The sequence below is a fragment of the Crassaminicella profunda genome (assembly GCF_019884785.1).
GTDB lineage: Bacteria > Bacillota > Clostridia > Peptostreptococcales > Thermotaleaceae > Crassaminicella > Crassaminicella profunda.
On sequence record NZ_CP082326.1, the window covers coordinates 2,721,053 to 2,747,624 of the forward strand.

The 26,572-nt window shown below is 31.2% G+C and carries 24 protein-coding genes, 1 riboswitch and 1 other annotated feature; of the genes, 2 read left to right on the top strand and 22 right to left on the bottom strand.

What is annotated here, in order from left to right; all coding sequences use genetic code 11:
* Positions 1 to 121: 121 nt before the first annotated feature.
* The 9 genes from ilvB to K7H06_RS12930 all read right to left on the bottom strand — a co-directional run bounded on the left by ilvB (position 122) and on the right by K7H06_RS12930 (position 10,957).
* Positions 122 to 1,771 (bottom strand): biosynthetic-type acetolactate synthase large subunit, encoded by a 1,650-nt coding sequence (ilvB, locus tag K7H06_RS12890; protein ID WP_223036453.1) that lies wholly within the window; start codon positions 1,769 to 1,771, stop codon positions 122 to 124.
* A 32-nt stretch (positions 1,772 to 1,803) separates the two neighbouring features.
* A complete protein-coding gene (gene ilvC, locus K7H06_RS12895; protein WP_223036454.1) occupies positions 1,804 to 2,796 on the bottom strand; it encodes a ketol-acid reductoisomerase in 993 nt (330 codons plus the stop codon).
* A 61-nt stretch (positions 2,797 to 2,857) separates the two neighbouring features.
* Positions 2,858 to 3,130, bottom strand: a complete 273-nt coding sequence (gene ilvN / locus K7H06_RS12900) for an acetolactate synthase small subunit (RefSeq protein ID WP_223036455.1) — start codon at positions 3,128 to 3,130, stop codon at positions 2,858 to 2,860.
* A 134-nt stretch (positions 3,131 to 3,264) separates the two neighbouring features.
* Positions 3,265 to 3,539, bottom strand: a binding site (T-box leader).
* 260 nt (positions 3,540 to 3,799) lie between these two features.
* Positions 3,800 to 5,197: a DUF3298 and DUF4163 domain-containing protein gene (locus K7H06_RS12905; protein WP_223036456.1), complete on the bottom strand. Its 1,398-nt coding sequence runs from the start codon at positions 5,195 to 5,197 to the stop codon at positions 3,800 to 3,802.
* 254 nt (positions 5,198 to 5,451) lie between these two features.
* Positions 5,452 to 5,868, bottom strand: coding sequence for a tRNA (N6-threonylcarbamoyladenosine(37)-N6)-methyltransferase TrmO (gene tsaA, locus K7H06_RS12910; RefSeq protein ID WP_223036457.1), 417 nt, complete (start codon positions 5,866 to 5,868; stop codon positions 5,452 to 5,454).
* A 21-nt stretch (positions 5,869 to 5,889) separates the two neighbouring features.
* Positions 5,890 to 7,473, bottom strand: a complete 1,584-nt coding sequence (locus K7H06_RS12915) for an ABC transporter substrate-binding protein (protein ID WP_223036458.1) — start codon at positions 7,471 to 7,473, stop codon at positions 5,890 to 5,892.
* A 30-nt stretch (positions 7,474 to 7,503) separates the two neighbouring features.
* Positions 7,504 to 9,153: an ABC transporter ATP-binding protein gene (locus K7H06_RS12920; protein WP_223036459.1), complete on the bottom strand. Its 1,650-nt coding sequence runs from the start codon at positions 9,151 to 9,153 to the stop codon at positions 7,504 to 7,506.
* Positions 9,150 to 9,983, bottom strand: a complete 834-nt coding sequence (locus K7H06_RS12925) for an ABC transporter permease (protein ID WP_223036460.1) — start codon at positions 9,981 to 9,983, stop codon at positions 9,150 to 9,152. The genes K7H06_RS12920 and K7H06_RS12925 overlap by 4 nt, the downstream gene beginning before the upstream one ends.
* Before the next feature lie 11 nt (positions 9,984 to 9,994).
* Positions 9,995 to 10,957 carry an ABC transporter permease gene (locus K7H06_RS12930; RefSeq protein WP_223036461.1) on the bottom strand — a complete coding sequence of 321 codons (963 nt, stop codon included), beginning with the start codon at positions 10,955 to 10,957 and terminating at the stop codon, positions 9,995 to 9,997.
* Between the two features lie 122 nt (positions 10,958 to 11,079).
* Positions 11,080 to 11,270, bottom strand: a riboswitch (cobalamin riboswitch).
* A 213-nt stretch (positions 11,271 to 11,483) separates the two neighbouring features.
* Here K7H06_RS12930 and K7H06_RS12935 point away from each other — a divergent pair.
* Entirely contained in the window at positions 11,484 to 12,161 is a 678-nt protein-coding gene (locus K7H06_RS12935; RefSeq protein ID WP_223036462.1) for a Crp/Fnr family transcriptional regulator, read from the top strand.
* A 44-nt stretch (positions 12,162 to 12,205) separates the two neighbouring features.
* On the opposite strand, the gene K7H06_RS12940 is transcribed toward K7H06_RS12935, so the two are convergent.
* The 6 genes from K7H06_RS12940 to K7H06_RS12965 are packed head-to-tail and all read right to left on the bottom strand — an operon-like array spanning position 12,206 to position 19,254.
* Positions 12,206 to 12,904 (bottom strand): ABC transporter ATP-binding protein, encoded by a 699-nt coding sequence (locus tag K7H06_RS12940; protein ID WP_223036463.1) that lies wholly within the window; start codon positions 12,902 to 12,904, stop codon positions 12,206 to 12,208.
* On the bottom strand, positions 12,822 to 13,655 hold the full coding sequence (locus K7H06_RS12945; protein WP_223036464.1) for an ABC transporter permease: 834 nt from the start codon (positions 13,653 to 13,655) through the stop codon (positions 12,822 to 12,824). Before K7H06_RS12945 ends, K7H06_RS12940 begins: the two co-directional genes overlap by 83 nt.
* Positions 13,627 to 14,628 (bottom strand): ABC transporter substrate-binding protein, encoded by a 1,002-nt coding sequence (locus K7H06_RS12950; RefSeq protein ID WP_223036465.1) that lies wholly within the window; start codon positions 14,626 to 14,628, stop codon positions 13,627 to 13,629. Before K7H06_RS12950 ends, K7H06_RS12945 begins: the two co-directional genes overlap by 29 nt.
* Positions 14,629 to 14,642: 14 nt before the next feature.
* Positions 14,643 to 14,990: a cupin domain-containing protein gene (locus K7H06_RS12955; protein WP_223036466.1), complete on the bottom strand. Its 348-nt coding sequence runs from the start codon at positions 14,988 to 14,990 to the stop codon at positions 14,643 to 14,645.
* 18 nt (positions 14,991 to 15,008) lie between these two features.
* Positions 15,009 to 15,365, bottom strand: coding sequence for a cupin domain-containing protein (locus K7H06_RS12960; protein ID WP_223036467.1), 357 nt, complete (start codon positions 15,363 to 15,365; stop codon positions 15,009 to 15,011).
* A 19-nt stretch (positions 15,366 to 15,384) separates the two neighbouring features.
* Entirely contained in the window at positions 15,385 to 19,254 is a 3,870-nt protein-coding gene (locus K7H06_RS12965; RefSeq protein ID WP_223036468.1) for an acyl-CoA dehydratase activase, read from the bottom strand.
* Positions 19,255 to 19,370: 116 nt separating this feature from the next.
* Here K7H06_RS12965 and K7H06_RS12970 point away from each other — a divergent pair, with 116 nt between their 5' ends.
* On the top strand, positions 19,371 to 20,057 hold the full coding sequence (locus K7H06_RS12970) for a Crp/Fnr family transcriptional regulator (protein ID WP_223036469.1): 687 nt from the start codon (positions 19,371 to 19,373) through the stop codon (positions 20,055 to 20,057).
* 21 nt (positions 20,058 to 20,078) lie between these two features.
* Here K7H06_RS12970 and K7H06_RS12975 read toward each other — a convergent pair whose 3' ends face one another.
* The 7 genes from K7H06_RS12975 to K7H06_RS13005 form a co-directional block, all read right to left on the bottom strand.
* Positions 20,079 to 20,249: a hypothetical protein gene (locus tag K7H06_RS12975; RefSeq protein ID WP_223036470.1), complete on the bottom strand. Its 171-nt coding sequence runs from the start codon at positions 20,247 to 20,249 to the stop codon at positions 20,079 to 20,081.
* Positions 20,250 to 20,385: 136 nt separating this feature from the next.
* Positions 20,386 to 22,029 (bottom strand): hydroxylamine reductase, encoded by a 1,644-nt coding sequence (gene hcp, locus K7H06_RS12980; RefSeq protein ID WP_223036471.1) that lies wholly within the window; start codon positions 22,027 to 22,029, stop codon positions 20,386 to 20,388.
* Between the two features lie 107 nt (positions 22,030 to 22,136).
* Positions 22,137 to 22,379, bottom strand: coding sequence for a hydrogenase maturation nickel metallochaperone HypA (locus K7H06_RS12985; protein ID WP_223036472.1), 243 nt, complete (start codon positions 22,377 to 22,379; stop codon positions 22,137 to 22,139).
* A gap of 28 nt (positions 22,380 to 22,407) precedes the next feature.
* Positions 22,408 to 23,418 (bottom strand): ATP-binding cassette domain-containing protein, encoded by a 1,011-nt coding sequence (locus K7H06_RS12990; protein WP_223036473.1) that lies wholly within the window; start codon positions 23,416 to 23,418, stop codon positions 22,408 to 22,410.
* On the bottom strand, positions 23,411 to 24,112 hold the full coding sequence (locus K7H06_RS12995; RefSeq protein WP_223036474.1) for a GTP-binding protein: 702 nt from the start codon (positions 24,110 to 24,112) through the stop codon (positions 23,411 to 23,413). The genes K7H06_RS12990 and K7H06_RS12995 overlap by 8 nt, the downstream gene beginning before the upstream one ends.
* Before the next feature lie 2 nt (positions 24,113 to 24,114).
* The gene (locus K7H06_RS13000; RefSeq protein WP_223036475.1) at positions 24,115 to 25,347 is read right to left on the bottom strand and encodes an ABC transporter substrate-binding protein; all 1,233 of its coding nucleotides are present in this window, start codon (positions 25,345 to 25,347) and stop codon (positions 24,115 to 24,117) included.
* A 519-nt stretch (positions 25,348 to 25,866) separates the two neighbouring features.
* Entirely contained in the window at positions 25,867 to 26,556 is a 690-nt protein-coding gene (locus tag K7H06_RS13005; RefSeq protein ID WP_223036476.1) for a Crp/Fnr family transcriptional regulator, read from the bottom strand.
* Positions 26,557 to 26,572: the final 16 nt, after the last annotated feature.

Genomic DNA, 26,572 nt, shown 5'->3' on the forward strand with positions numbered 1-26,572 from the left:
TATTTGCCCATTCAGATTTCTCGATTTATCAAATATATAGTAATTAAGTCTTTATATTCTTCTATCATTTAATGGTGTCTATTTTAAAATGCAAAATAGTTATTATAATTCCTAAATCTACTTATTCTAAAATAATATTATGAATTGGTGCTCCTGGAGGAACCATAGGAAATACACAATCATCCTTTGATAATAGACATTCAATCACTGTGCCTTTTCCTGATTGTATAGCTCGTCTTAAAGCATCCTCAAGATCCAATAGATTATCCACCTTTTCTCCTCTTAATCCATATGCTTCTACCAATTTCATATAATCTACTTCTTGAGTGATATCCGTTTCAGCATACCGCTTATGACAAAACATTTTCTGCCATTGCCGAACCATTCCAAGGGTTTGATTGTTAAAAAGCAATGTAATCATAGGTAGTTTATACTTTGCTACAGTAGCTAGTTCATTGCAATTCATTCTAAAACTTCCATCTCCTGCTATATGAAGAACCCGTTTATCAGGATTGCCTACTTGCGCTCCAATAGCTGCTCCTAATCCATACCCCATTGTACCAAGTCCTCCAGAGGAGATAAAGGTTCTAGGATTTTTAAAGGGAAAATGTTGTGCTGTCCACATTTGATGCTGACCTACTTCTGTAGTGACAATGGTTTCATCTCCCAAAACCTTATGAGCACAAGCTAGAATGTTCTCAGCATGAAATCCTGTTTTTTCTTTATTTACTTTAAAATCTTCAATTTTCTCAAGCCATTCTTTTCGATCTTTAGTACTAAGCATATCTGTAAGATCAGCTAAGACCCTTTTTACATCTCCTAAAATCCACAAATCAACATCCTTATTTTTTCCTATTTCTGATGCATCAATATCTATATGAATCACCTTAGCCTTTGGTCCAAATTCTTCAGCAATGCCAATGACACGATCACTAAATCTAGCACCAATTGCAATAATCAGATCACTACCACAAACAGCTAAGTTTGCATCTCTCATACCATGCATTCCTACAAGACCTAAGGAAAGATCATGATCTCTTGGAAAGCTTCCAAGTCCCATTAAAGTATTCACAACAGGAATATTTCCCTTTGTGGCAAATTCATAAAGTTCGTTAGCAGCTTCCGATAAAACAATTCCTCCTCCTGCATAAATAACAGGTTTTGATGATTGATTAATGAGATCAGCAGCCTTTATAATCTCTTTATTTGAAGAAGTACACGCTCTTTTGTTTTCTTTAAGTACTTCTTTTTTCACATAAGTAGTTTTTTCTAAAAATACATTTTTAGGAATATCAATCAGCACTGGTCCTGGTCTACCACTCTCAGCAATTTTAAAAGCATCCCTGATTACATCTGCTAATTTTTCAACATCTTTTACAAAATAATTATGTTTCGTAATAGGTAGGGTAATCCCAGTAATGTCTACTTCTTGAAATGAATCTTTTCCTAAAAGGTTGGCAGGCACTTGCCCTGTGATCACTACTAGTGGCACGCTATCCATATATGCTGTTGCAATACCTGTTACTGTATTTGTAGCTCCAGGGCCTGATGTTGCAAAGCAAACACCTACCTTGCCTGTGCTTCTTGCATATCCATCAGCTCCATGACTTGCTCCTTGTTCATGAGCCGTAAGAATATGATCAAAATGATCCATTTTGTCATATAACGCATCATATAAAGGAATCACAGCACCTCCTGGATATCCAAATATTTTGTCTACATCTTGTTCCTTTAAACATTCTAGTACTATTTCTGCCCCAGTAAGTTTCATGACTTATGCCCGACCTCCCTATCCTTATAAACTTATTTTTTTAACCAAGACATCATTGCTCTTAATTTTTTTCCAACCTCTACAATTGGATGTCTTAATTCTTCTTGTTTCATTGCAGTAAATACTGGTCTGTTTGCCATATTCTCTGTAATCCAATCCTTTGCAAAGTTTCCTGTTTGGATTTCTTTTAATACCTTTTTCATTTCTTTTCTTGTTTCTTCATTCACAATTCTTCTACCAATCATGTAATCGCCATACTCTGCTGTATCACTAACGCTATAGCGCATATTTTCAAATCCACCTTCATATAGTAAATCAACGATTAATTTTAATTCGTGAAGACACTCAAAATATGCAATCTCTGGTTGATATCCAGCTTCTACTAATGTATCAAAACCTGCCTTGATAAGCTCTGTAGCTCCTCCACAAAGTACTGCTTGTTCTCCAAATAAATCTGTTTCTGTTTCTTCTTTAAAGCTAGTTTCTAAAACTCCTGCTCTTGCTGAACCAATTCCTTTTGCATAAGCTAAGGCAACCTCACGACACTTTCCTGTATAGTCTTGATATACTGCAAATAATGCTGGAACTCCACCACCTTCTGTATATACTCTTCTTACTAAATGTCCAGGTCCTTTTGGTGCAACCATGAAAACATCTACATTAGTAGGGGGTACAATTTGATTAAAGTGTATATTGAATCCATGAGCAAATGCTAATGCGTCTCCTTCATTCAAATAAGGTTTCACTTCTTCGTTATAAAGCTTTGCTTGTCTTTCATCAGGTACAAGCATCATCACTACATTACTAGCCTTTACAGCCTCAGCAACTGTCATTACTTCAAGACCACTTGCCTTTACCTTTTCCCATGATTTGCTTCCCTTGTAAAGACCAACTACTACTTCTACACCACTCTCTTTTAAATTTAGTGCATGAGCATGACCTTGACTTCCATATCCTATTACTGCTATCTTTTTTCCTTCAAATAATTCTAATGCTGCGTCCTTTTCATAATACATTTTTGCCATTTTTCATCTCTCCCTTTATCTTCTTTTTCTTTGTATTTTATATTATAAATATTTAAAATATTTACATTACCTTGTATAAGTTTGCTTCTTTTTTCATATTTTCATCCATTGTCTTTACTTTATAGACATCAACAATTTTTTCTATTAAAAGCATGGCTCTTTCAATGCTTTCAGGTTCTTCTTTTGTTGTAATCATCAAATGTGCCAATGCTTTATTTTCTGTTTCTACCATACTAATGCTTTTCATGTGAAATGCTCTTCTTCTCAAAAGACCAATAATACGCATCAACACCTCTGGTTGATTATTTACCTCTGCAAACAAAATCCTATTCATCATCCTACCTCCTTAATATTGATTGAAGATTCGAAATATTCTGTGTTTGACTTTTGCACAATAACCTACTTTAATTATTGGCTTCCTAATTAGGTATAAAAAATCTCCCATCCCTAAGACACAAATATTTATGTCTTAGGGACGAGAGACTTTGCTCGTGGTACCACCCTAATTTACAATTCACTCACATGAATTGACTCTTCAGGTCTAAGGAAATATCCTCTAACCCTAGCCATATAACGGTGGCACTTCTACATTTTGTAGAATCCCGGCCTTACCTACTAAAAAATTCTTTTCGGCTCAGCAGTTCAGGAGTGATTATTATATACTGCTTTGACGCTAACTCTCAGCAAACGCTAGCTCTCTGTAATCAAAGAAATAGTATTTTTCTCTCCGTCGTAACTATTAAAATATTCTGTTAAATGGATTAAACACATTGTACTATCATTTTAATCCTTCGTCAATACTTTTTTTTTAATTTTTTTCATTTTTTTATTAATTCCTTTTCATAAATATAAAAATACACTCCCTCTATTCATTGAAAAAAACCTTTTCCTTGTATCACCATTTTTCTTTTCTTTTATTTCAAATTTTATATTTAAATCTAAAAAAAATAAAATTTCACAATATTCGCCTTTGATGATTTATTAAAAATAGATTTACCCTATTTTAATAGCATCCTTCAAAATCTTCTTTTAATCCATTCTCAAATGTTGATAAGGGAATTTCAAAGGTTGGTATTCCTGCTGCATAAGGAGCGATTTCATAAAGTCCAAAATAAATCCCTAATTTATTATCTTTTAAATAAAAGCTATGATCTTTCCTGATTCCTTCAAAGCCTTGATAATATATATAATCATCTTCTGAAGAATTTTCTCCTGATGGTTTATTGATTCTATCGATTTGTTCCTTTATTTTTTCATTGATAACTTTTTCATAATCATAATTTTCTTTAAATAAGTCTTTTAACTCTATGAGCTTTCCTGTTTTTAAATCAATATTATAAGTAATATCATTATGCATACCATGGGCACCACCTGTATATTCATAATAGGTAATATAGATACTTAGTAAATCTTGTTCATTTTTCTTTTCTTCAAAATCTACATATACGCTATAAGGTCTCATCTCATAATCATATTTTTTAGCATCCTCTGCACCTTCCTTTGCCCACTTTTCTATTTCATCTTTAAAATCTAATGCTTCTTTTTTAAACATTTGATTGATTTTTTCTTGTATCTTCTCATCTTTTAATCCTGAAAGTACAGGAATTTTTACATCTGCTTCAAAGTATTCTTTATTTTCTTTTATTTTCTTTGTATGTACCTTTACTGCATAGGGTTTTAGCTGTACATGTGTATTTACTCCATTTTTAAAAACAGAAAATGGTATTTCAAAATGATCCTCCTCTGCATCATATGGATTAAAAGATATAATTATTTTTTGATCCCTCAAATAATAGAATACATCTTTTGTATTAGATAGACACATATAAAGATCTTTCTCTTTTTTATTATATTCTTTTTTTATGTAATCTATAAGGAGCTCGTTGTAATCTTCATCCTTGTTAAACAATCTGTCAAAGGCAATCTGCTTTCCTGTATTTAAATCAATATTGTAGTAATCTTCTGTTGGATGTGTATAGGGTTTTTCTTCATTGACCTTTTGCTTGATGATTATACTGATCAAATTTTCATTTTTGTATGCTACTTCATAATCAGATGTTATATTCTCTTTTTCATGCTCCTCTTTATTTTTATCATATGCATTCTTAGCACTTTGAATATTGAATTCCATAAACTCTGTTATATCATTTTCAAATAGCTCATTGATTCTCTCTTCTACATCTTTATTAGAAAGCTTTGAAATAACAGGAATCTTTATATCTCCTTTTATATACTCTTCATCTACCTTTATTTCTTTTGCTGTTATTTCTATAGGTTGATTTTTTATAGTTTGTTCTGCTGCTTTTACACCTTTTTCCTCTATTAGAGAACATGCTGCTGTAGAAATACACAAGCTTAGGATAAGCATGATCCCTACTGCCTTATAAACTATTTTTTTCATATTTGAAACCTCCCTTTATATTTTTATATCTTTATTTTATACCTTTATAATCTAAAAAAAGTTACAAAAAAGTTTCATTTCTTATAATTTGAAACATATATAGATTTGTCATTTATATATTTCATTTATGATGAATCCTTCAAAAGCATTATTTATATATCAATAAAAAATATTTATTTCCCCTAAAAAAAGAACCCTTTTAAAAGGATTCTTTTATGAAATCATTTATTTACATCTATCATGTTTTAATTCTCTTATTCCATATTTTCAGGATTTAACTTAGCTACATAAGGTTTAATATCTATTACAGGTGTTTGATCTAACATATCTACACCCTCAATTTCTATATGACATCCCTCTATTTTTCTCAATTTTACAATACTTATCCCTATAGGGTTCGGTCTTTTTGGAGATCTCGTAGCAAAAACACCTTTTTTTTCATCACTCCATGGAGTTAGCGTCAATAACTCATACCCTTTTGATTGATGAAAATAAAATTGTACAATAATATGAGAATAATTTTCTAAATCCTTCAATCCTTCCTTATACTCCTCTATAAGCTTTATGGTAGCTACTTTTTCTCTGGCATATATGCTCTGAGGTGGAATTTCTTCAATCCTTTTAAACGGAGATGCGATATATCCAATTGGTTTTACTATAATATCACCCATTCTAAACATCCTTTCTATTTTTTATTTTACAAAAATCATTTTATTTAAAGCTAAAGGAATTCCAATAGATACGCCTTCATTGGTAAAATACAAATTTGCCTTATCATTATAAACAAACACAAATTCAGAAAAATAGATATGATAAGCTGGTAATTCTTCTGCATAAGTCTTCTGGAACTCTTTTAAAATATTTTTTCTTTCTTCTAAGTTGGTTGCTAAAAGCTGCTCTTTTAAAAGCTTACTCATTTTTTCTGATTTGTAATATCGATCACTTGTAAATCCCTTTCCAAGGATTTCTCTATTCAAAAATATAGGATCTCCTATGGCACCACATTCTACTACAGATATATCAAAATCCCAATTATTTAAGCTTTGATCTGCTGTTTGTCTATCTTTATAGATAGCCTCTGCCTTGATCCCTTCATGATTTAATTGTTCTACAATCATATCTACATCTCTTTTTACCCGTTCATTTCCTAAAACGGTAAAGCTTAATACTTCTCCATCCTTCTTATAATAATCCCCTTCTTTTTTGTATCCTAATTTTTCAAGGATGGATTCTCCTTTTTCTGGATTATATTTATACTGCTCAACATCTTTTTCAAAATAAGCGCTTTCCCTTGAAAAAATTCCTGTATTTCCTTTAAAAGCATGTCCTCTATGAGCAATATCTATAATGTCATCCCTATTAATGAAATAAGCCATTGCATGTCTAAATGTTTTTTCATCAAAAGGAGCTTTATGATGATTAAAGGCTACCTTTGTTACCATTCCTATATCACTAATAACATTTATATCTTTTCCTTTGAAAAGCTCCTTAGCATCTCCATTTGTAAATATAGCATCTACTTTTCCTTGAAGTAAAGCTTTTGGTTGCATTTGAGGATTCATCTTAAAGAACTTCAATTTTTTTACCTTTGGGCAACCTTGATAATAATCATCAAAGGCTTCAAATACATATTCACCCTTTTCCCCATTGTAATGAGCCAACTTAAAAGGACCACTTCCTATAATTTGCTCTTCTGAAAATAATTTTTCTGGGTTTTTGATCTCTTTATAAATGTGCTCTGGAAGTATTGGCATACAACCAGCAATATGGGCATAAAAAGGTGCCCATTTTTCTTTTAATTTAAATTCCACTTTATTTTCTTCTATAGCTGTTACTTTTTCAATAGGCTTTAAATTCAACCAAGCAAGAGGATGTTTTTTCATATACTCTATTGTGAAAGTAACATCCTTTGCTGTTATAGCTTCCCCATCATGCCATTTAGCATTTTCTTGAAGTTCAAAGGTATATGTATTCTCTTCCTCATTGTATACCCATTCTTTTGCTAGTGCTGGAATAAAATCTCCCTTCTCATCCTTCCATATTAATGAATCAAATACATAACTCATTCGTATAAAGCCAGGACCCCTTGGAATTAAACCATAGGGTGTAGGAGCTCCCCAGTTTCCAGTTGCATCAGGAATTGCATATTCTTCTATATCCGTATTGGTAGCCTTTGCAGAAGAAGTTTCATTTGCTTTAGATGCGCATCCCCCTGTCCCTAAAATCATCACTACCAGCATTAGTAGTGCAATGGTTTTAAACAATTTCTTTTTCATTTAAACATCCTCCCTTATTATTTTTATATTTTAAAATATTTGTGGTGCAGCACTAATTAGTTTCTTCGTATAAGCATGAATAGGCGTATTTGTCATTACAGCTGAATGCCCCTCTTCCACTACTTCTCCATTTTTTAACACAATCATCTTATCGCTTACTTTACGAGCTAGTGCAATATCATGGGTGATAAAAAGTAAGGTAAGTCCTCTCTTTTCTTGTAATTCCATAAATAGCTTCATAATTTTAGCTTGAACACTTACATCAAGGGCAGAAGTAGCTTCATCTGCAATTAATAATTTAGGTTTTAAGATTAAAGCTCTTGCAATAGCTACTCTTTGACTTTCTCCACCACTTAATTCATGAGGAAACCGATTTAAAAATTCATCCTCTGTAGGTAAATTTACTTCCTTTAAAACTTTTAGTACCTCTTTTTTCTTTTCTTCCTCATTTCCTATTTTATAAATATCTAAAGGCTCTTTTACAGCTGTTAATACATTAAAGCTTTTATTAATAGAAGCTTGAGGATTTTGGTAAATCACTTGTACCTGCTGATAAAACCCTTTATTTTGATAAATTTTTTCTTCACAATAAAACAATTTTCCATGGTCTATTTTTTCTAATCCCATAATGCATTTTACTAGGGTAGTTTTCCCACTCCCACTTTCTCCAACAACGCATAATGTTTCTCCTTCATATAATTGAAAATCAACATCCTTTAAGATCTTTCTTTTTTTATATTTTTTAACAATTCCCTCCCCTCTTAATAAACAAATAATTCCCTTTTGATGACATGCAATAAAACGGTTCTTTATTTCTTGAAGCTCAGGTTTTTTATGAAAACAAATATTCTTTCTTTGAGTACATCTATTGACAAAGGGGCATCCCTTTTCACCATATTGAATGGTTCCTCTTATTCCTTGTAAATCTTTTGTTGTAGACATATTTGGATAGGAACGTAATAATCCTCTTGTATAGGGATGAACGGGTTCATTGAGAATTTTATTTGCTTCTCCCATCTCAACTACACTTCCTCCATATAAAACAACTATTTTTTCTGCTAAACTCCTGGCAACAGAGAAATCATGAGTAATAAGCACCACCGTTTTGTCTTTAGCAACTCTTTTTATGAGCTGAATCATTTCCATTTTTGTTAATGGATCTAATGCTGAAGTAGGTTCATCTAACACTAAAATATCTGGATCATTAGCAAGTGCCATTGCCACTAAAGCCTTTTGAATCTGCCCTCCACTTAATTGAGCTGGATAAAAGTCATGATATACTTCCTCAAGTCCTACCAATAAAAGCAATTTTTTTCCTTGCTGAAAAGCTTCCGGTTTTGAAAATATTTTATGCTCAATCATAGATTCTGCAATCTGCTTAACTATTTTTACTGTTGGATTTAAAATTTGACCTGTATTTTGAAACACAATGCTTGCTGTATTCCATCGGTATTTTTTCATTTCCTCAGCTGAATATTTTAAAATATCTTCATCCTTTACAATAATTTCTCCACTTACATCTCCCTTATTGAGTCCTAATAAAGAGAGTCCTACACTTGTTTTCCCCGTTCCTGATTCTCCTATAATTGCTGTTATACTGTTTTTTCTAAATTCTAAATTGATCCCATTAATGACCTTTTTGTTCCCATAGGAAATACTTAAATTTTTTATTTTTATCACGATTTTCTTTCCTCCAAACAAACATTCCTTTTGTTCTCTAGATAATATCCTATATAAGATAATGTAAGTAAAAACAATGAAAGAACTACCCCTACAGGCAATAACCACCATTTCCATACATCTAGATAAGTAAATGCCATAGCATTATTCATAATCTTGCCAAGACTAATGGCTTTAGGATCTACCAATCCTAAATATGAAAGACTCACTTCCATAAAAACAGCAATTCTTGCATTTCTGATAAACGTAGCCATAATCATTGGAAAAATTTCAGGAAGAATATGTCTTTTAAAAAGATATATTGTACTTCCGCCAAAGGTTCTCGCTGCATATACAGATAAATTTTCTTTACATATCATCACTTGAGAACGTATGACCTTAAGAGGTCCTTGCCAATTTAATAAACTAATCATAAGTATTAAAGTAATTCCACTAGGTCGTATATAAGAAGCCACTAATAAACAAATAATAAATTCAGGCAGTGCCAAGAATATATCGCAAAGCCTTAAAATCAACCGATCAAAGATTCCTCCTATTAAAGCTGCTGTTGTTCCTAAAATTGTAGCTATAAAGGTTGCTATCATCCCTACAAATACACTTGTAAAAATAGAAGCTCTTACTCCATAAAGAAGCCTTGAAAAAATATCTTGTCCTATATCATTCGTTCCTAAGATATGCTCTTTAGATGGTGACAAAAGTACTTCCTTTGAAGAATCCATAGGAGGTGATAATCCCATAAAAGGTGTAATGATTGCAATGATTATAAAGCATAAAAGGCAACTGCCCCCTACTACTACAAAAATATCTTTTTCTAAAATTTTTCTACTCATTCTCAAATTTCTTACCTTCTCTCACTATATTTCAAATGAATTCCTTCTGCTATGCCATTAAAAATCAAAACCATCGTAGCAACCATGAAAAAGGTTCCTTGTAAAACAGGATAATCTCTCACTTGAATGGCTTCATAAATAAGACTCCCAAGTCCTGGATAAGAAAAAACAACTTCAATCAGCAATGCCCCTACAAACATTCTTCCCATAATAATGGCAGCCATTGTTAATAAGGGAATAAAAGAATTTTTCCCTAAATATCTATGCTTCATCACATGCTCTCCTAAGCCTTTTGCTATAGCCGTACGCATATAATATTTTTTCCTCACTATAATAGATGTGTTTCTAGTCAATAAATACATATTTGACACTTCTGCAATAACAATCGTAATCACAGGTAAAATCAGATGCATTAAAATATCTTGTATCCTATGGATTCCTGTAAAATCTGAACAAGCTGTCTCACATCCACCCAGAGGAAACCATCCTAGCTGTACACTAAAAAATATCAAAAAAAGCATTCCTAAAAAAAATTGTGGAAAACCACTGATAAAAATCATGACGCTTAATAAATATTTATCAAGCCTTTTTCCATGATGATAACCACTTTCTATTCCCGTTAAATATCCTATGAGTAAAGAAAAAAACATACTCGTCATCACCAAAAGAATGGTCCATGGTATATATGAAAAAATGAGATCTATGACTTTTTTCTTATAAAAATACGAATATCCAAAATCAAATTGTATTAAGCCCTTTATATATTTAAAAAATTGGATATATAGGGGTTGATCTAAACCAAAATCAACTACCAATTTTTTATACATTTCATCTGTCATTTCAAAAAGAACTTGGTCTCCTATTAAAGTTGTAACAGGATCTCCTGGCAATAATCTTGGCAACATAAAATTTAATACAATTAAACAAATAAATGCAGCCACATAATCCTTATAGACCTTTTTATATTTTTCCATAAAACTCTCCCTTTTTGTTCATTACTAAAAACTCTGCATCAAAAAAAGTCCTATCCCTTTGCGGATAGAACTTTTTATTAAAAGCTTCAATATATAAAAAATTGCTCCTTCCCGCCGAAGGCTTTCATTTTAAATGATAGGCAGGTCTCCTGGCTTATGAATCATCTAGACTAATCACCTTCCCAATCCTAAAATCAGTGGTAAATCATTAGTCTATCTTCATTTACAGTAGCGGGGGCTGCGTTGGATTTTCACCTAACTTCCCTTTTCATTGATAATCCTCATTATCAACACCTAGCATTCTTTTAAAATTTTTTCTTTTCCGCCAACATATAATTGGCATTTGCTAATTAAATTATATCTTAAATGTTGTTTTTGTCAAATGCCATATTCAATTTTAATGATTATTTTTTATATTCAACAATGAATATCATTATCTTTTACTTTCTATTCAAATTATACTATAATAAATTTAAGAAAACTGTATCTACTGATACACTCTAATTTTTTTGAAAGGAAATTTATTATGAATAAACTATTTATATCGCTTCAAAACTCTAATTTATTTAAAGGAAAATCTTTAAATGAAATCAAAACTCTTTTATCAAAAATCATCTATAATGTTCAATCATATAAAGAAAATGAAATCATATTTTCTCCTCATCAGCTTGCTGATACAATGGGAATTATTTTATCTGGATCTATCGATATTGAACAGCTCTCTCCATCTGGAAAAATTATTATCCTCAAAAGAAAAAATAGTCCAGATTTAATTGCTGAACCATCACTATTTTCTAAATCAAAATATTATCCATCTACTGTTGCTGTATATAAATCTGCTAAAATATTATTGATCCATAAAAATCAGCTTCTTAAATTATTTTTAATAGATAATGATATTATGTTAAACTTTTTAGAATCTGTATCTGATTCTATGCTTATATTAAAACATAAAATTTCTATTCTCTCTCTCAATTCTATACAAGAAAGAATAGTTGCATTTCTTATACATGCTTATAAAAATACTAATTCTACGGTGATTACTTTGCCTTTTTCAAAAAAAGCTTGGGCTGAATACATAAATGTTTCAAGAACTTCTCTTTCAAGAGAATTGAGAAATTTAGAAATAGAGGGAATTATATCTTTTGATAGGCACACTATAGAGATTAAAGATTTAGAAAAACTAGAAGAAATACTCTTTTAGCAAACGAGAACCCTCGAAAAAAGGATTCTCTCTTATGTTTAATTTCAATATTTTACAATACAATCCACAATTTCACTTCTTATTTTCATCAATGTTTCATCTTTTAAATTTCTTTCTCTCTTTAATTTTTTTATTTTAAACTCCTTGATTATCTTCGTCGGTCTATTAGATAAAACTAAAATCCTATCTCCGAGCAAAAGGGCTTCATCTATTTCATGGGTAACAAATATAATTGAATTTCTCTTCATTTCCCAAAGGTTTAGTAAATGTTCAATCATAGTAAACCTTAAATTATAATCAAGAGATTTAAAAGGTTCATCCATCAGTAACAAATCGGCCTCATAATTAAACCCTCTTGCAATAGAGCATCTTTGTCTCATTCCACCGCTCAAATTTACAGGATAATAATTTTCAAAACCTTCAAGACCAACCCTTTCAATCAATGCCTTTATTTGATCTTTTGTATTTTTTCTATTTACAATATGAATATTTTCATAAACGCTCTTCCAGGGTAACAATCGATCTTCTTGAAATACATAGCTGATATTTTTACTTTTGTTTACAAGCTCTCCTTTAGAGGGTGTTAAATTTCCTGATATCATATTGAGCATGGTAGATTTTCCACACCCAGATGGTCCAATAATACAAAGAATCTCTTCTTCATTGACTTTTAGCGAAAAATCTTTTATTACAATAACCTTTCCAAATGCTTTTTCTATTTTGTTCATTTGCAAAATCATCATTTTCTTTCCCCTTATTTCTAAAATCAAATACAAAATCTATTAGCTTTTGAGATAACCCTCCTAAAAAAATCACAATAATGGTCCACCCTAAAACCTTCCCTGTTTCTATATTCAATCGTGCATTGGTTATTTCTGCTCCAATTCCTGTGCTAGCGCTTAAAACCTCTCCCATGATCACTAATTTCCATCCTAATCCAACAGCTATAGTTATTCCTGATTTGAAATAAGAATGGAGAGACGGAAGTGTAATCTCAAACAATCTATCCTTTTTTGAAAAATGAAAAACTCTTGCCATTTCAATGAGCTTAGGATCAATATTTTCAAATCCTTCTACAATATTGATAATCATTATAGGAATACTTGCAATAAATACAATAAACACTGTAGCTTGCCCATCTAACCCGAACCAAATCATTCCAAGTGCTAACCACGATATAGGTGGTGTAGCCTGTATAATATGAAATACAGGCTCAAATAAATTTTTTATTCTTTTGTATTCACCTATTGCTAATCCCAAAATACTCCCTAATAAAACAGCCCCTAAAAGACCTACAAAAAGTCTTTTTATAGTGATTAGCACATGACTTAGAAAATTCATATCACTTAAGACATTTCTTGTATCTTCCCATGTTTGAATAGGTCCTGGCAGGATTATGGGTGAATAAATGGTAGATAATCCTCCCCAAATGATCAACAAAACAAACATTGTTTTAAAAATATCCCTACTTTTCTTCGTAATAATAATTTTCATCTGGAGTTTTCCCTCCAATGCTATCTGCTTTGAAATTTAAAAGGGTCTCATAATATTTTTCTAAATCCTTCTTTGCCTCATTAGCTTGTTTATACTTAAGTCCTAAGGTTGGCATAGATTTTTCTATTAACCCTTTATTTAAACCTAGATATTTTTCTACTAATTGTGCAGATTCTTTAGGGTTTTCTAATGTCCACTGAAGCGCTTTTTCATATTCCTTTTCAAATAATTGTACTAACTCTTTATTTTCACTTAAAAACTTATTATTTGTAACAATCCCTGCATTAGGAATATCATATTCCATTCCTTTTATTTTTTTCCACTCATCCATATAATCAAAAATTACTCTTACCTTTTCATTTCCCATCTTACTTGCTGTTATGAAGGGTTCGATGTTCATAGCATATTGGATTTGCCCTACCTTTACCATTTGTGCAATCTCTGACGGTGTTGAATAAATTATTTCAACATCCTTTCCAGCTTCTAATCCGTGTTCCTTTAATAAATATTGTGTAATAATATCAGGAGGAGCACTTTTAAAAGGAATATATAATTTCTTTCCTTTTAAATCTTTCCATTCATTGCAATTTGAATCTGTAGTTGATAAATACATAACGCCCCATGTATCTACATTCGTAAGCTTTATATCTACACCTTTATTGTATAACTTAGCTGCTGTATTTACTGGTATAGCTAAAAATCCATAATCTGAGCTAGTAGCAATAGTCAATAGCTCTTCCACGCCATTCCATATTTTAAAATCAATTTTCACATTTTCCCCTAATGCATTTGTTTCCATCATTCTTAGTAAAGGAATTGTAGGGGGTGCCTTTGGTCCACTCATAACAATCTTTATTTCTTCTTTTTGTTTTTCAGCAGATACCTTCGTCTCTTTATTTTCTGATTGATTACAACCAAATAACATGGTTATACTTAGTACTGCAATCAAAAGTAATGCAATCTTATTCTTCATGATTTTTCAACTCCTTATTTTTGCGCCTTCACAATAATAATCATTATTTTAGATTTTTCTACTACATCAATACTATGAAGTACATCTGGTGGTACAACAATTGTTTTTCCTTCCTTTAAAATAAATTTTTTATCTTCATCCATCACTACTTCAGCCTTTCCTTCGTATACATAAATCATTGTATCTCCAGGCATTGAATAAGCACTTACTCCTTCTCCTTGTTCAAAGGCAAAAAGGGTCATACTAAAATCTTCTCTTTGTACAAGGGTCCTACTTTCAACCCCTCCATCTACATACCCTATCAAATTTTTAAAATCTAACACTTTCTCAAAATCTATATTTTTGATATATTTTTCTTTCATCACAAAAGCTCCTGTCTACTATTTATTTTCTTTCTGAGGTTTTACAACCGTAAGTAACATCTTGAATTTTTCAATTGATTCTAATGCATGGGGAATATTAGCAGGCATAACGGCTGTCTGTCCTTCTTTTAATACAACTTTTGTATCTTCTCCAATTGTAACATTCACACTACCTTCCATAACATACACCATGGCGTCTCCCGGTGCAGAATGTGTACTTAGTCCCTCTCCTTGATCAAATGCAAATAAAGTAATACTCAAATCATTTCTTTGTACAAGGGTTTTACTACTTACTCTTCCCTCTGCATAATTAACTAAGTTCTTCAGCTCTAAAACTTCCTCAAAAGGTATGTTTTTTAAATATTTTTCTTGCATTTTTACTCCTCCTCATTTTTTATATATAATAGATGAAATTTTGTATTTTTTCATCATTTCCACTATGTAAGCTTCCATCAAAACACAACTCTATATTAGGTTGAATCAATATATTTTTATCTTGTTCCTTTAAGAGCTTTAAAATAGTTCCTGTATTTTCATACATTGAACTCATCAAAAGTATGCCATTCATATGCTCTGGACATCTTAATGGTTTCACCATTCTATATCTACCATTTCCGCCACAATATAATGGTAATTTTTCATCAGCCATTTTGATCATTTCATCTATATCTTTATCAAATGGACTATATACGCTAAGTTCCTTTGAAACTTGCTTCATGATTTCATTCATTTTACTCAAAAGTTTCTTCATTACTGAATGATCCTTTTTCTCTTTTCTTAAAAAGTCCACCCATTTAAAATACATGACCTCTGAAACAGGTTCATAATAAACTTTATTTTTTTGCTCCAATTTCTCAAGTTGATTATGATTGAGAAAAGGATTAAATATTATACTTATTTCTCCTAACACATAAATTGATTTTTCATATTTTATTTTTGATAATTTTTCGTATATGCTATTAGCTATCATTCTCAATGAATATTCATTAAAAGTTCCTTCTTCTATCTCCTTCAATATTCTTTTTAAATATTCCTCTCGATCTTCTCTAGGAGAAGTCATAATAAGATCTCCTGCAATAATCATTAATAAAAATTCTTCCTCATATTTATCATCTTCTAGTAAATCTTCCATAAATGGTGATTCTATTCTAACATCCTCATAGCCTTCAAGCTTAATCTTTTGATCTAGTAATCTTCCGTATTGTCCAAAGGTTTCACTTCCTTCTGTTTGTGGAACCCATATACATGCATTTGCTTTGTTTATTTCTTGAATCTTTGAGAATACATCCCCTAATAGTGCAGTTAAGGATAAATACTCCTTTGATAGGGTATACTTTTTTCCAACTTCTAAAGATTTTTCATCTGTAGGTGAAAGAAGATTTACATGCATACCTTTTTTTCTTAATATGCCCTGCAATAAATGACTATAGGGATACAAATAAGGTATATACAATTGTTCATCATCCCTATAACTTTTTGTTATATCCTTATCTTTTTTCTTTACTTCTTCATTCATTTTATTATTTTTCAAGCTTTCTATAAAAGCCTCTAATCTAGTCATAACGCCAACATTAGATGCATGCTCATCTACTTCTATATGTAGATAAGGCTTCTCACCCATTTCTTCCTTAAAATAATGACTCAATATTGTATCTGGTCCACATCCATGATTCGTAAGATATATAGCATAGAGGTTCTTATTCTCTTTTACAATCTTTGCTCCTGATAAAATATGTTGACCAAAAGGCCAATACATATTCGGATAATCATCAGATAAATCATAGCTATGAGCTGGAAGATTTGATAAAGTAAGGACTTTATGTCCCATTTCTCTCAACCTTCTTGGAATTTCCATATTCAGCCCTTCATCTGCGATTCCATAAGCTCTTGTAATGATGACAAATGCTTTTTCATCCTCTTTAAGAGAATCCATTAGCCCTTGTCCTAATGTTTCAACTTCTTCTTCAAATTGTTTAAACCTTTTTAGTCCTTTTTCCAACGCTAATGATGTCTCCCCTTTATTCTTTCCAAGTTTTTTCCCTAAATCTAGTAGTGTTTGCATCATATGTCCTTTGCCAAACTTAAAAGATAATGCTGGAGATAAAAGTTGAATTCCTTTTTCTTTCAATTCCATAGTTTTTTCCACAATTTTAGGTGCTGTTTGCATATATACACACGCATAATCTTCTCTCGTCTTAGAGATGGGATGCTTCATCGTATACAAGCTAGGCAAAAATATATAATCTACCCCTTTTTTAATCAATGCTGCTACATGACCATTAATCAATTTTATAGGATAACAAGTCTCATCTAGTGCATATTCTTGACTTAATGCGATAATATCCTTATTGGTTTCTTCCGATAATAAAACATTAAATCCTAAAGTTTTAAAAAATTCATTGAACAAAGGAAATAGCTTGTGTATGAAAAGAACCCTTGGAATTCCTATGGTAAGTTTTTTATCCTCTAGATCTCTTGTATATCCCTTTAAAAAGAATTTATTGATTTCATCTTCCATATCTAGTGACTCACTAGCTTCTATTCTTGTTTCTTTTTTATTTTCTAATTCTTCTTTTGTTAATAACGCTACACCATAAGCTCCTGTAACACTGAAAAATGGTGGTACGCTGATTTTCTTTCCAAGTACGGCTCTAAAAGCATTAACCACTGCTTGATTATGAGCAATTCCTCCTTGTAAAAAGATTTTATTTCCTATCTTTTTATTCATAACGACTCTATTTAGATAATTGTTTACAATTGAATAACTAAGCCCTGCTGTAATATTTTCTTTACTTTTCCCTTGTGCTAAAGCCTTTGAAATATTTCCTTCTATAAAAACAGTACATCGCTCTCCTAAATTCAAAGGTTTATTTCCTTTTAAAGCAATTTTTTCATATTCTTCTATAGGAATTTTTAATTTTTTTGCTTGTTCCTCAATAAATGAACCTGTTCCAGCAGCACAAATTTTATTCATTTCAAAATCAACAACACAGCCATCCTGTATACTGATATATTTTGAATCTTGACCCCCTATCTCAAAAATCGTATCTACATCCTGATCCATCTCAATAGCACCCTTTGCCTGTGCTGTAATCTCATTTACAATTAAATCTGCTTTAATTTTTCTTCCAATCATAGTTCTCCCGGAACCAGTTGTACCTATTCCTATTACATTGAGCCTTCCATTAAACTCCTCTTGAATAGATTTGAGACCTATATTTACAGATTTTTCAGGATTCCCTTTCGTTCTTATATATCTATATGACAATACCTCTTTATTTTTATCAATTAGTACCAGATTCGTACTCGTAGAACCGATATCAATTCCCATATACCCATCAATCATATTTTCTTTTACAATTTTACAAATATGCTTATCCTTATAATCATGCTTCCCATATTCTTGAAGAGGTTCATAAAAGCAACTGTCCTCATTTTTTACTTTAATACTTTCTAATTCTTCAAATATATTTTGAAGATTGCATAAGACATTGTTTTTTATGGCTAGAAGGGCTGCACCTAAAGCTCCCTTATTTGAACAGTCCTCCGTAATCATCAACTCATCATCAGAGAAGCTAAAAATTTCTTTTAATGCTCTTACTACGCCTTGATTATTTGCTACACCCCCTACAAACATAACAGGCTTTGCAATCTTCATACGCTGTACAACATTCCCTTTATAATTCCTAGCAAGGGCATAAGAAAGTCCAAGCAATATATCTTCGATTTTAACGCCCTCTTGCTGGTGATGAATCATATCTGTCTTAGAAAACACACTACAGCGTCCCGCAATTCTAGGTATTTGGGTAGCCTTTTGAATATAGCTTGAATATTCCTCTAACTGAATCCCTAGTCGTGATACTTGTTCCTCTAAGAAAGAACCAGTTCCAGCAGAACAGCTTGAATTCATAGAAAATTCCATGTGTTCCTTAGCATTTTTAGAAAAACCTGTAATATACCTAGAACTCTGAGCACCTATTTCCATAATAGATTGAACATTCTCGTCCGTATGTATAACCCCTTCGGTAAGTGCTGAAATATCATTTATCTGATATTTATTCAATACTTTTGCCTGTTCTCCCGTAACGCCTATATAACAATTTTTTATACTCAATTTATTTTCAATATTTTTTAATTGCTTCTTTAGTAAACCCATACTGTTTCCATAATGAAAAATATTACTTTTAAAAACCTGTTCTTTCACATTATTCAGTACTACACATTTTAATGTAGCATATCCAATATCTACTCCAATGCTATACATATCTTCCTCCATTGATAATGATTATCTTTATCCTTTACGTTTCATTATCATTATAGTATAATAATTTCATTATTACACGTATCTGGTGATACTATTTTTAAAATTTGGAGGTTAAAATGAAAAATATTTCTGGTTCTCTTATTCATTCTGTTCTTTTTAAAAATAAAACTCAAGAAGAAATCAATAATACTTTATCTTCCATAGAATACATTATTAAAGATTATAACAAGGGAGATTTAATTTTTAGCGTAGATCAAGCAACTAAATATATTGGGATTATTTTAAAAGGATCTATTGAGGTGCAAAAGAATTTAGCTTCTGGAAAAATTATCAGTATTCTTCACAAAAAGAAAGGAGATCTATTTGGAGAAGGTTCTGTTTTTTCAAAAACAAATACATATCCTTGCAACATTTTTGCTAAAACAAGAAGTACTATTCTTCTTATTCATAAGAAAAATATGCTCACGCTATTAAGTAATGACCCTTCTTTATTAGCTAATTTTTTAAGTTCATTTGCTAATCGAGTGCTTTTATTAAATTTAAAAACCGAATTATTATCTTACTCATCCATTCAACAAAAAATCGCTTTTTCCCTACTCTATCTGATGGACGAGTACAAATGTGATCATTCTATTCTTTTGCCTTATTCAAAAAAAACATGGTCAGAACACTTGAATGTGTCCAGACCATCTTTATTTAGAGAACTAAAAGCTCTCTGTGAACAGGAAATTATCCATATACAAGATCGAATCATTACCATCTTAAACAAAGATCATTTGGTAAATCTATTATATAATCAATAATCTATTATTTATAAATCTTTTTTATAGTTCATCCTCTGCAATAGGCAGGTTATATTTTAAAAACATCTTTTTTATACGTTCTATATTTTCCCTTGTAGAAGGTTTTATATGCTTTAGTGAATAAGTTAAATTGAGTTCCTCCCATTTATCAACGTCCATCTCATGATAAGGAATAACCTCTACTTTCTCCACATTATTTAAACCTCTAAGAAATTGACACAAGTCATCTACATCTTCTTCATCATCAGAATATTCGAGTACAAGTACATACCGAATCCACGTGGGAATATTTTTTTCATTTAAATATTTTGCAAACTGAAGTATTTTTTTATAGTAATTGTTCTAAATCTTCATTCACACTATTTATCCCATTAATTCCAAAAGTCTCAACAAGAACTTTTGCTACATTTGGTGATAAGAATGCTGGAAGTGTTGGTCCTAATTTAATATTTTTCACGCCTAGGTAAAGTAATGCAAGCAGTACAATTACAGCCTTTTGCTCATACCACGCAATATTATAAGCAATTGGTAATTCATTTACATCATTTAACTCAAATACTTCTTTTAATTTAAGAGCGATGACTGCTAATGAATAGGAGTCATTACATTGTCCTGCATCTAGGACTCTTGGTATTCCACCAATATCACCTAAATCTAATTTATTATAACGGTATTTTGCACATCCAGCTGTTAAAATTACGGTATCCTTTGGAAGCTTTTCTGCAAATTCTGTATAATAATCTCTTGATTTCATTCTTCCATCACACCCAGCCATTACAAAGAACTTTTTAATCGCTCCACTCTTTACAGCTTCAACTACCTTGTCCGCTAATGCAAATACTTGTGCGTGAGCAAATCCTCCAACGATTTTGCCATTTTCTATTTCTGTAGGTGAATTTGATTTTTTAGCATGTTCTATAATTTCAGTGAAATCTTTTTCTCCATTTTCGTTTAATTCAATATGTTTACATCCTGGATATCCAGATGCACCTGTAGTATATATTCTTTCAATATGCTCAGATTTTGGTGGTACAATACAATTCGTTGTGAAAAGAATCGGTCCATTAAAGGTTTCAAATTCTTCTTTTTGCTTCCACCAGGCATTTCCATAATTTCCTACAAAATGATCATACTTTTTAAATGCTGGATAATAATGAGCTGGTAACATTTCTCCATGAGTATATACATCTACCCCTGTACCCTCTGTTTGCTTTAGTAATTGTTCTAAATCTTTTAAATCATGACCAGATATTAATATGGCAGGATTATTTCTAACACCAATATTTACTTCAGTAATTTCTGGATTACCATAAGTACCTGTATTAGCAGCATCTAATAGCGCCATTACATCTACACCGTATTTTCCTGTTTCTAAAGTAAGCGCTACTAATTCATCTGCACTTAATGTATCATCTAACGTAGCCACTAATGCTTTTGTAATAAATGCATATATTTCTTCATTTTCTTTTCCTAGATTATAAGCATGTTCTGCATAAGCTGCCATTCCTTTTAATCCATAGATGATTAATTCTCTTAGAGAACGTACATCTTCATTTTCCGTAGCTAAAACGCCTACTTGAACAGAATCTGCTTTTGCTTTTATTGCAGATACTGAATCCGCTGTCCATGTAGCTGCATCATGTAAATCATCAAGAGTTACCCCTTTACTTCTTAATTCTTTTTTCATTTCCTCTCTTAAAGCTAATCCTTCTTTAATTTTTTTAATAAACACTTCTTCATCGAAGTTAGCATTTGTAATCGTCATAAATAAACCATTCATGGTGAAGTGGTCGGCTGCTAGAAATTTAGCTCCTACTTTACTTCCCTCTTGTGTAACGACTGCAATTCCCTTTAAGGTATAAATCATTAAATCTTGTAAATTTGAAACCTCTTCTGGCTTTCCACAGACTCCTTTAATGGTACAACCTGTTCCTTTTGCGGCTTCTTGACATTGATAGCAAAACATACTCATTTAAACGTCCTCCTTTATTTAAATTGTTTTATTCTTTTCTTCTATGGGTCTATCATATAATGATTGAATAATATTTTCGGTACCCTAAGGTACCGAATAAATAATATTTAATAATCTTTTCCTGCAGCTCTAACATTTTCTGGATCAAAGGCATGGCATGGCGTTACCCCATAAACCATCTTGCAATGGGGGCAATGATCCTCAAAGGTTTCCATATCAAAGGTTTCATCACATTCCTCACATTGAATTCTTAAAGGTACAGGCATATATTGCTTTGAAAATCCCATCATTCTAATTTTATCTACAACTTCTTTTCCTGTTTGAAAGCTTCCTGAGCATCCTTCGTGCATATTTATTCTCCTCTCTTTTTTATAAAATTTATTTTTTCAGTCTTTCACCTTTTCTTAAGTTAGCTCTTAAACCACTGATAATTTTGTCCATTCTCTCAAGTTCTACTAATACTTCTTTTTCTTCCTCTTGCGTTTTGAGTACTTTATGAATTCCCCCATTTTTAATGACAATTCTTTTATCTGCCATCAAAGCTAAGGTAGGGTCATGGGTAGCCATAAGGACTATTTTTTCTTCACTAACCAAAAGATTTAAAGCTCTTTTTCTATCTATTCCAGCATTCTCAATTTCATCAATTAAGACGATTGGAGAAGTACTAAGTATAGCTGTATCCGCAATCATTAAAGCTCTAGATTGTCCCCCACTAAGGCTGGTTATAGGCGTATCTAAGTTAAACTGCTCCCCTGCTAAATGATTTGCTGCGTCAATGATTTTTTGAATCACTTCTTCTTCATTTTGAATTAGCCTACTTTTAGCATGTAATTCTATAAACTCCTTTACGGTTAAATCCATGACAAAGTTCATATTTTGAGACAATTGTGCTACTAATTTATTAGAAGAGGAGAATCTCCATTTTTTATCTGGCTCCTTTTCATTAATTAAAATACTTCTTTCTGTAGGGGTATCCCCATTGGCAGTCCATTCAATATCTGCTAGCAACCGACTTTTTCCTGAACCTGTAGGTCCTACGATTGAAACAATTTCTCCTTTGTGGATCGTAAGACTTTCAAACTCTTCTTTTTCCCCATATTTGTTATTTCCTGCAATAATGGTCAATGAGTTTACTCCATCCTCTTCTTCTATTCCAAGAAAGGTTAACATCTCATTCATATAAGCAATGAAATCTATTTTGATTTTTTCAATATCGATTGCCCATTCTTCTATTTCTTCTTCTGTGAAATGATTTAAATATTCTTCAAAGGTATATTCATCATATCCGTCTATATTTAAATTGTTGTTTTCGAAAAAAGCAATGCTAAAAGGATATTTTTTCTCTAATGCTTTTATTTTCACTTTTTCTATTTCTTTTATATTAATCATTTTCATCACCTAATTTCATTTTTCTAACATTTCCCATTTGATAGTCTTCTCCGATTCTTGTCTCTCCTAAGCAATAAGAGCACAGGGCTGAAGGCATGGAAAATCTTAATTGTTTTCCTTTTACTGTCTCTACGTCTTCCTTTTCATCATATAAAAGTGTACTTAATTCATATGCACCTTGTCCTGTTAATCCATTTACATGCATTGTTATTGCCTTAGGATTTACGGAATGAACCTTTGAAGCAAAGACTTCCCTTTCTGCTTGTGATACAATATCCCCTTTTGTAATCACTACAATATCTGCTGATTTTAACATAGGTCCTATTTTTTTAGGGGTATTGATTCCACTTAAATTGTCAATAACACAAATTGCCTGAATATCTTTAATGTATGGAGAGCAGCGATTACAAAGTCCTGCACTTTCTGTAATGAGTACATCTAGCTTTTCGTCTCTTCCCCACTGAACAACTTCTTCAATATTACTTACGAAATAATGGTCTGGACATAAAGACCCTGATAATCCTTTTTTAACGGGAACTCCTGCTTTTTTATAGTAAATATCATCATCTGTATACAAGCAGTCAAATTTTACTACTCCTACTTTTAAATCTCTTTCATGCAATGCATGAATAGTTTTTAGTATAATAGATGTTTTTCCTGATGAGGGGGGTCCTGATATAGTTATTAAATTCATCATTACACCTCCTTAATACTTTCGTTAAATAATTTTTCACATTTTTTTATTAATTTTCCTATGTCGTTATTTTTAATGTAGTCCCATCCAATCCACATATACTTATGTTCTTTTGAAATCATATTGTCCACATTTGGATTGACACTTGGGAACTTTCCATTATGTGATAATATTTCACCTATCTCTTTTGAAGCAAAGAAATCTACAATAGGCTTTAATTTTTCTTTTTTCTCCTTTTTACTTAGTAAAAATATAGGACTAATAATGGCTCCATCCTTTGGCCATACAGCTCTCATAGGGCCTCCTCTTTTCGTCATCTTTGTAAAGAAATAAGGCATGATTGTAACGATTGGCTTTTGTGCTTTTTTAATATGAGATTTTACCATTTCTGATGGATGCATACTTCTTAATAAGCTTTTTCCTAATTTTTTCACACCATCTTCTCCATATTTTTGATGGATATTTAATAAGATGGCATTGAATAAATCAAAATCTCCTATAGGTAAACTCACTTTATTTTCAAAGCTTTCACTGAGTAAATCTTCCCAGCTTGTTGGCATAACTCTTCCATTCAATTCTTCTGTATTCACTAAGAATACTGCTGGAACAACGCCGATCATTGAATATTGATTGTCAGGGTCTTTTAGACTTATATTTTCATTTTCAAAATCTCTATTATAATGAGTCATCTCTGTAAGATCTTCAAATACATTTTCTGATTTGTATTTACCGATTAAATCCTTATCGAAAAACAAATCAAATCCTGCTGATATGAATAAATCTGCTAATACATCTGCTGAACCTGTTTTTTCTAAAGATTCTTTCAGCCAATCTACTCCCATAGATGCAGCCTTTAATTCATAGCCTATACTCATATTCAATTTTTCTTTATTTTCTTCTAAAAAGCTTTGAAAAGCTTCCATCAAAGGTACTCTTACAGGACAAGGTAGTATGCCTTCAATTCTTACATCTGTCTTTTCTTGTATCTTATTTGTTTCTAATAACTCATTTTGGTTGTTTTCAATGAGTTCAATTAATTGTTCGGAGAAAGTATTAACATTTATTTTTTTCATGTTTAAAGCAGTCTCTAATGTAATAGCTTTTCCCATGGTTTTTCTCTTATTTTCATCTTTTATATTTTCAAAGCCAATAGAAACTAATAAGTCAATGGCCTCTTTATATTTTTCAGTAATATCAAACAATGTATCTTTTTGATCAAAATATCTATTTTCCATCACATTTCCTCCTTATAGATAAAATTTTCTATAAACGCTTATCCATTCTTTAAATTTTTCACTTATTTTTAAAGTTTCTTTATTTATTTTTATTGGTTTTTTCTTTGAACTCATTTTAGCATCTTATATTTATTATTTCCGTATCCTCTGTTACGTAAAATTATTTAATTTGATAATTTTTTACATCATCTATCATTTTGATACCCACATTTTCCACAATTATGTAAATTTTCAATATACAGCTCAGTTTTTCCATTACAAATTAACTAGAGCTTTACGCAAACAAAAAAATAAAATATTATTTTATCAAAATATCCATTTATTATCACAATAACATTACAAATATGGATTACACTTAAAAAATAAAGTTATCTATAAACACAAAAAAAGCGGTTATACCCATAAATTTATTGGTATAACCGCTTTTATTTATTCAATAAGCTCCCATTACTAAAACAAAACATTCAAACTTCAGATAAACACACGACTCCACCTGAAGCAAAAAATTCTAATTAAAAACTATATATTTACTTTTAATTCTTCTAAATCAATAATTTCAAAGGAAGATCTATAAAAATCAATCATCCCTTCCTCCTTCATTTTGACCAATTCTCTTGACAAGGATGGTCTAGATACATTTAAAAATTCCGCTAGTTCATTTCTCTTTAATGGAATTATAAATTTATTTTTCCCAATTCGATTATATTGTTCTAATAAATAATTGCTTATTTTACTTCTAATGCTTTTCATGACTAAGTATTCAATCTTTCTATTGAGATTAAGTGCCTTTTGTGAAACAATTTTCAGCATATTTTGTATTAATAATTTATGTCCTATACACATTTTAGGACAATTCCCCAAAATCTTTTCTGTAGGTAAAAATAATACAGTACAATCTGTGATAGCAATAACTGTAGCAGGCCACTCATTCTTATCAGAAAAAGCAACAATTTCACCAAATATATTTCCTTCATTTAGTTTTGCAATGATTACTCGGTCTCCTGCTACATTTTCTTTTGTAACAATTACTTCTCCTTCTACAATAATTCCTATCCCTGTAAATTTATTTTGAGCTATAGTAATGTATTCTTTTTTTTTGTAAGATACTTTATTAGGTCTTAAACAAGATAACATCTTACTCAATTCATTTACTTCTATATTCTCAAATAATTTCACCTTGTGTAATATATTTATCCACCTAGTATACATGCATTTCTCCTTCGTA

Excerpts from the sequence above, each read along its gene's own strand:
- ilvB (WP_223036453.1), bottom strand. The coding sequence starts at position 1,771 with ATGAAACTTACTGGGGCAGAAATAGTACTAGAATGTTTAAAGGAACAA.
- ilvC (WP_223036454.1), bottom strand. The coding sequence starts at position 2,796 with ATGGCAAAAATGTATTATGAAAAGGACGCAGCATTAGAATTATTTGAA.
- ilvN (WP_223036455.1), bottom strand. The coding sequence starts at position 3,130 with ATGAATAGGATTTTGTTTGCAGAGGTAAATAATCAACCAGAGGTGTTG.
- K7H06_RS12905 (WP_223036456.1), bottom strand. The coding sequence starts at position 5,197 with ATGAAAAAAATAGTTTATAAGGCAGTAGGGATCATGCTTATCCTAAGC.
- tsaA (WP_223036457.1), bottom strand. The coding sequence starts at position 5,868 with ATGGGTGATATTATAGTAAAACCAATTGGATATATCGCATCTCCGTTT.
- K7H06_RS12915 (WP_223036458.1), bottom strand. The coding sequence starts at position 7,473 with ATGAAAAAGAAATTGTTTAAAACCATTGCACTACTAATGCTGGTAGTG.
- K7H06_RS12925 (WP_223036460.1), bottom strand. The coding sequence starts at position 9,983 with ATGAGTAGAAAAATTTTAGAAAAAGATATTTTTGTAGTAGTAGGGGGC.
- K7H06_RS12930 (WP_223036461.1), bottom strand. The coding sequence starts at position 10,957 with ATGGAAAAATATAAAAAGGTCTATAAGGATTATGTGGCTGCATTTATT.
- K7H06_RS12935 (WP_223036462.1), top strand. The coding sequence starts at position 11,484 with ATGAATAAACTATTTATATCGCTTCAAAACTCTAATTTATTTAAAGGA.
- K7H06_RS12940 (WP_223036463.1), bottom strand. The coding sequence starts at position 12,904 with ATGATGATTTTGCAAATGAACAAAATAGAAAAAGCATTTGGAAAGGTT.
- K7H06_RS12945 (WP_223036464.1), bottom strand. The coding sequence starts at position 13,655 with ATGAAAATTATTATTACGAAGAAAAGTAGGGATATTTTTAAAACAATG.
- K7H06_RS12950 (WP_223036465.1), bottom strand. The coding sequence starts at position 14,628 with ATGAAGAATAAGATTGCATTACTTTTGATTGCAGTACTAAGTATAACC.
- K7H06_RS12955 (WP_223036466.1), bottom strand. The coding sequence starts at position 14,990 with ATGAAAGAAAAATATATCAAAAATATAGATTTTGAGAAAGTGTTAGAT.
- K7H06_RS12960 (WP_223036467.1), bottom strand. The coding sequence starts at position 15,365 with ATGCAAGAAAAATATTTAAAAAACATACCTTTTGAGGAAGTTTTAGAG.
- K7H06_RS12965 (WP_223036468.1), bottom strand. The coding sequence starts at position 19,254 with ATGTATAGCATTGGAGTAGATATTGGATATGCTACATTAAAATGTGTA.
- K7H06_RS12970 (WP_223036469.1), top strand. The coding sequence starts at position 19,371 with ATGAAAAATATTTCTGGTTCTCTTATTCATTCTGTTCTTTTTAAAAAT.
- hcp (WP_223036471.1), bottom strand. The coding sequence starts at position 22,029 with ATGAGTATGTTTTGCTATCAATGTCAAGAAGCCGCAAAAGGAACAGGT.
- K7H06_RS12985 (WP_223036472.1), bottom strand. The coding sequence starts at position 22,379 with ATGCACGAAGGATGCTCAGGAAGCTTTCAAACAGGAAAAGAAGTTGTA.
- K7H06_RS12990 (WP_223036473.1), bottom strand. The coding sequence starts at position 23,418 with ATGATTAATATAAAAGAAATAGAAAAAGTGAAAATAAAAGCATTAGAG.
- K7H06_RS12995 (WP_223036474.1), bottom strand. The coding sequence starts at position 24,112 with ATGAATTTAATAACTATATCAGGACCCCCCTCATCAGGAAAAACATCT.
- K7H06_RS13000 (WP_223036475.1), bottom strand. The coding sequence starts at position 25,347 with ATGGAAAATAGATATTTTGATCAAAAAGATACATTGTTTGATATTACT.
- K7H06_RS13005 (WP_223036476.1), bottom strand. The coding sequence starts at position 26,556 with ATGTATACTAGGTGGATAAATATATTACACAAGGTGAAATTATTTGAG.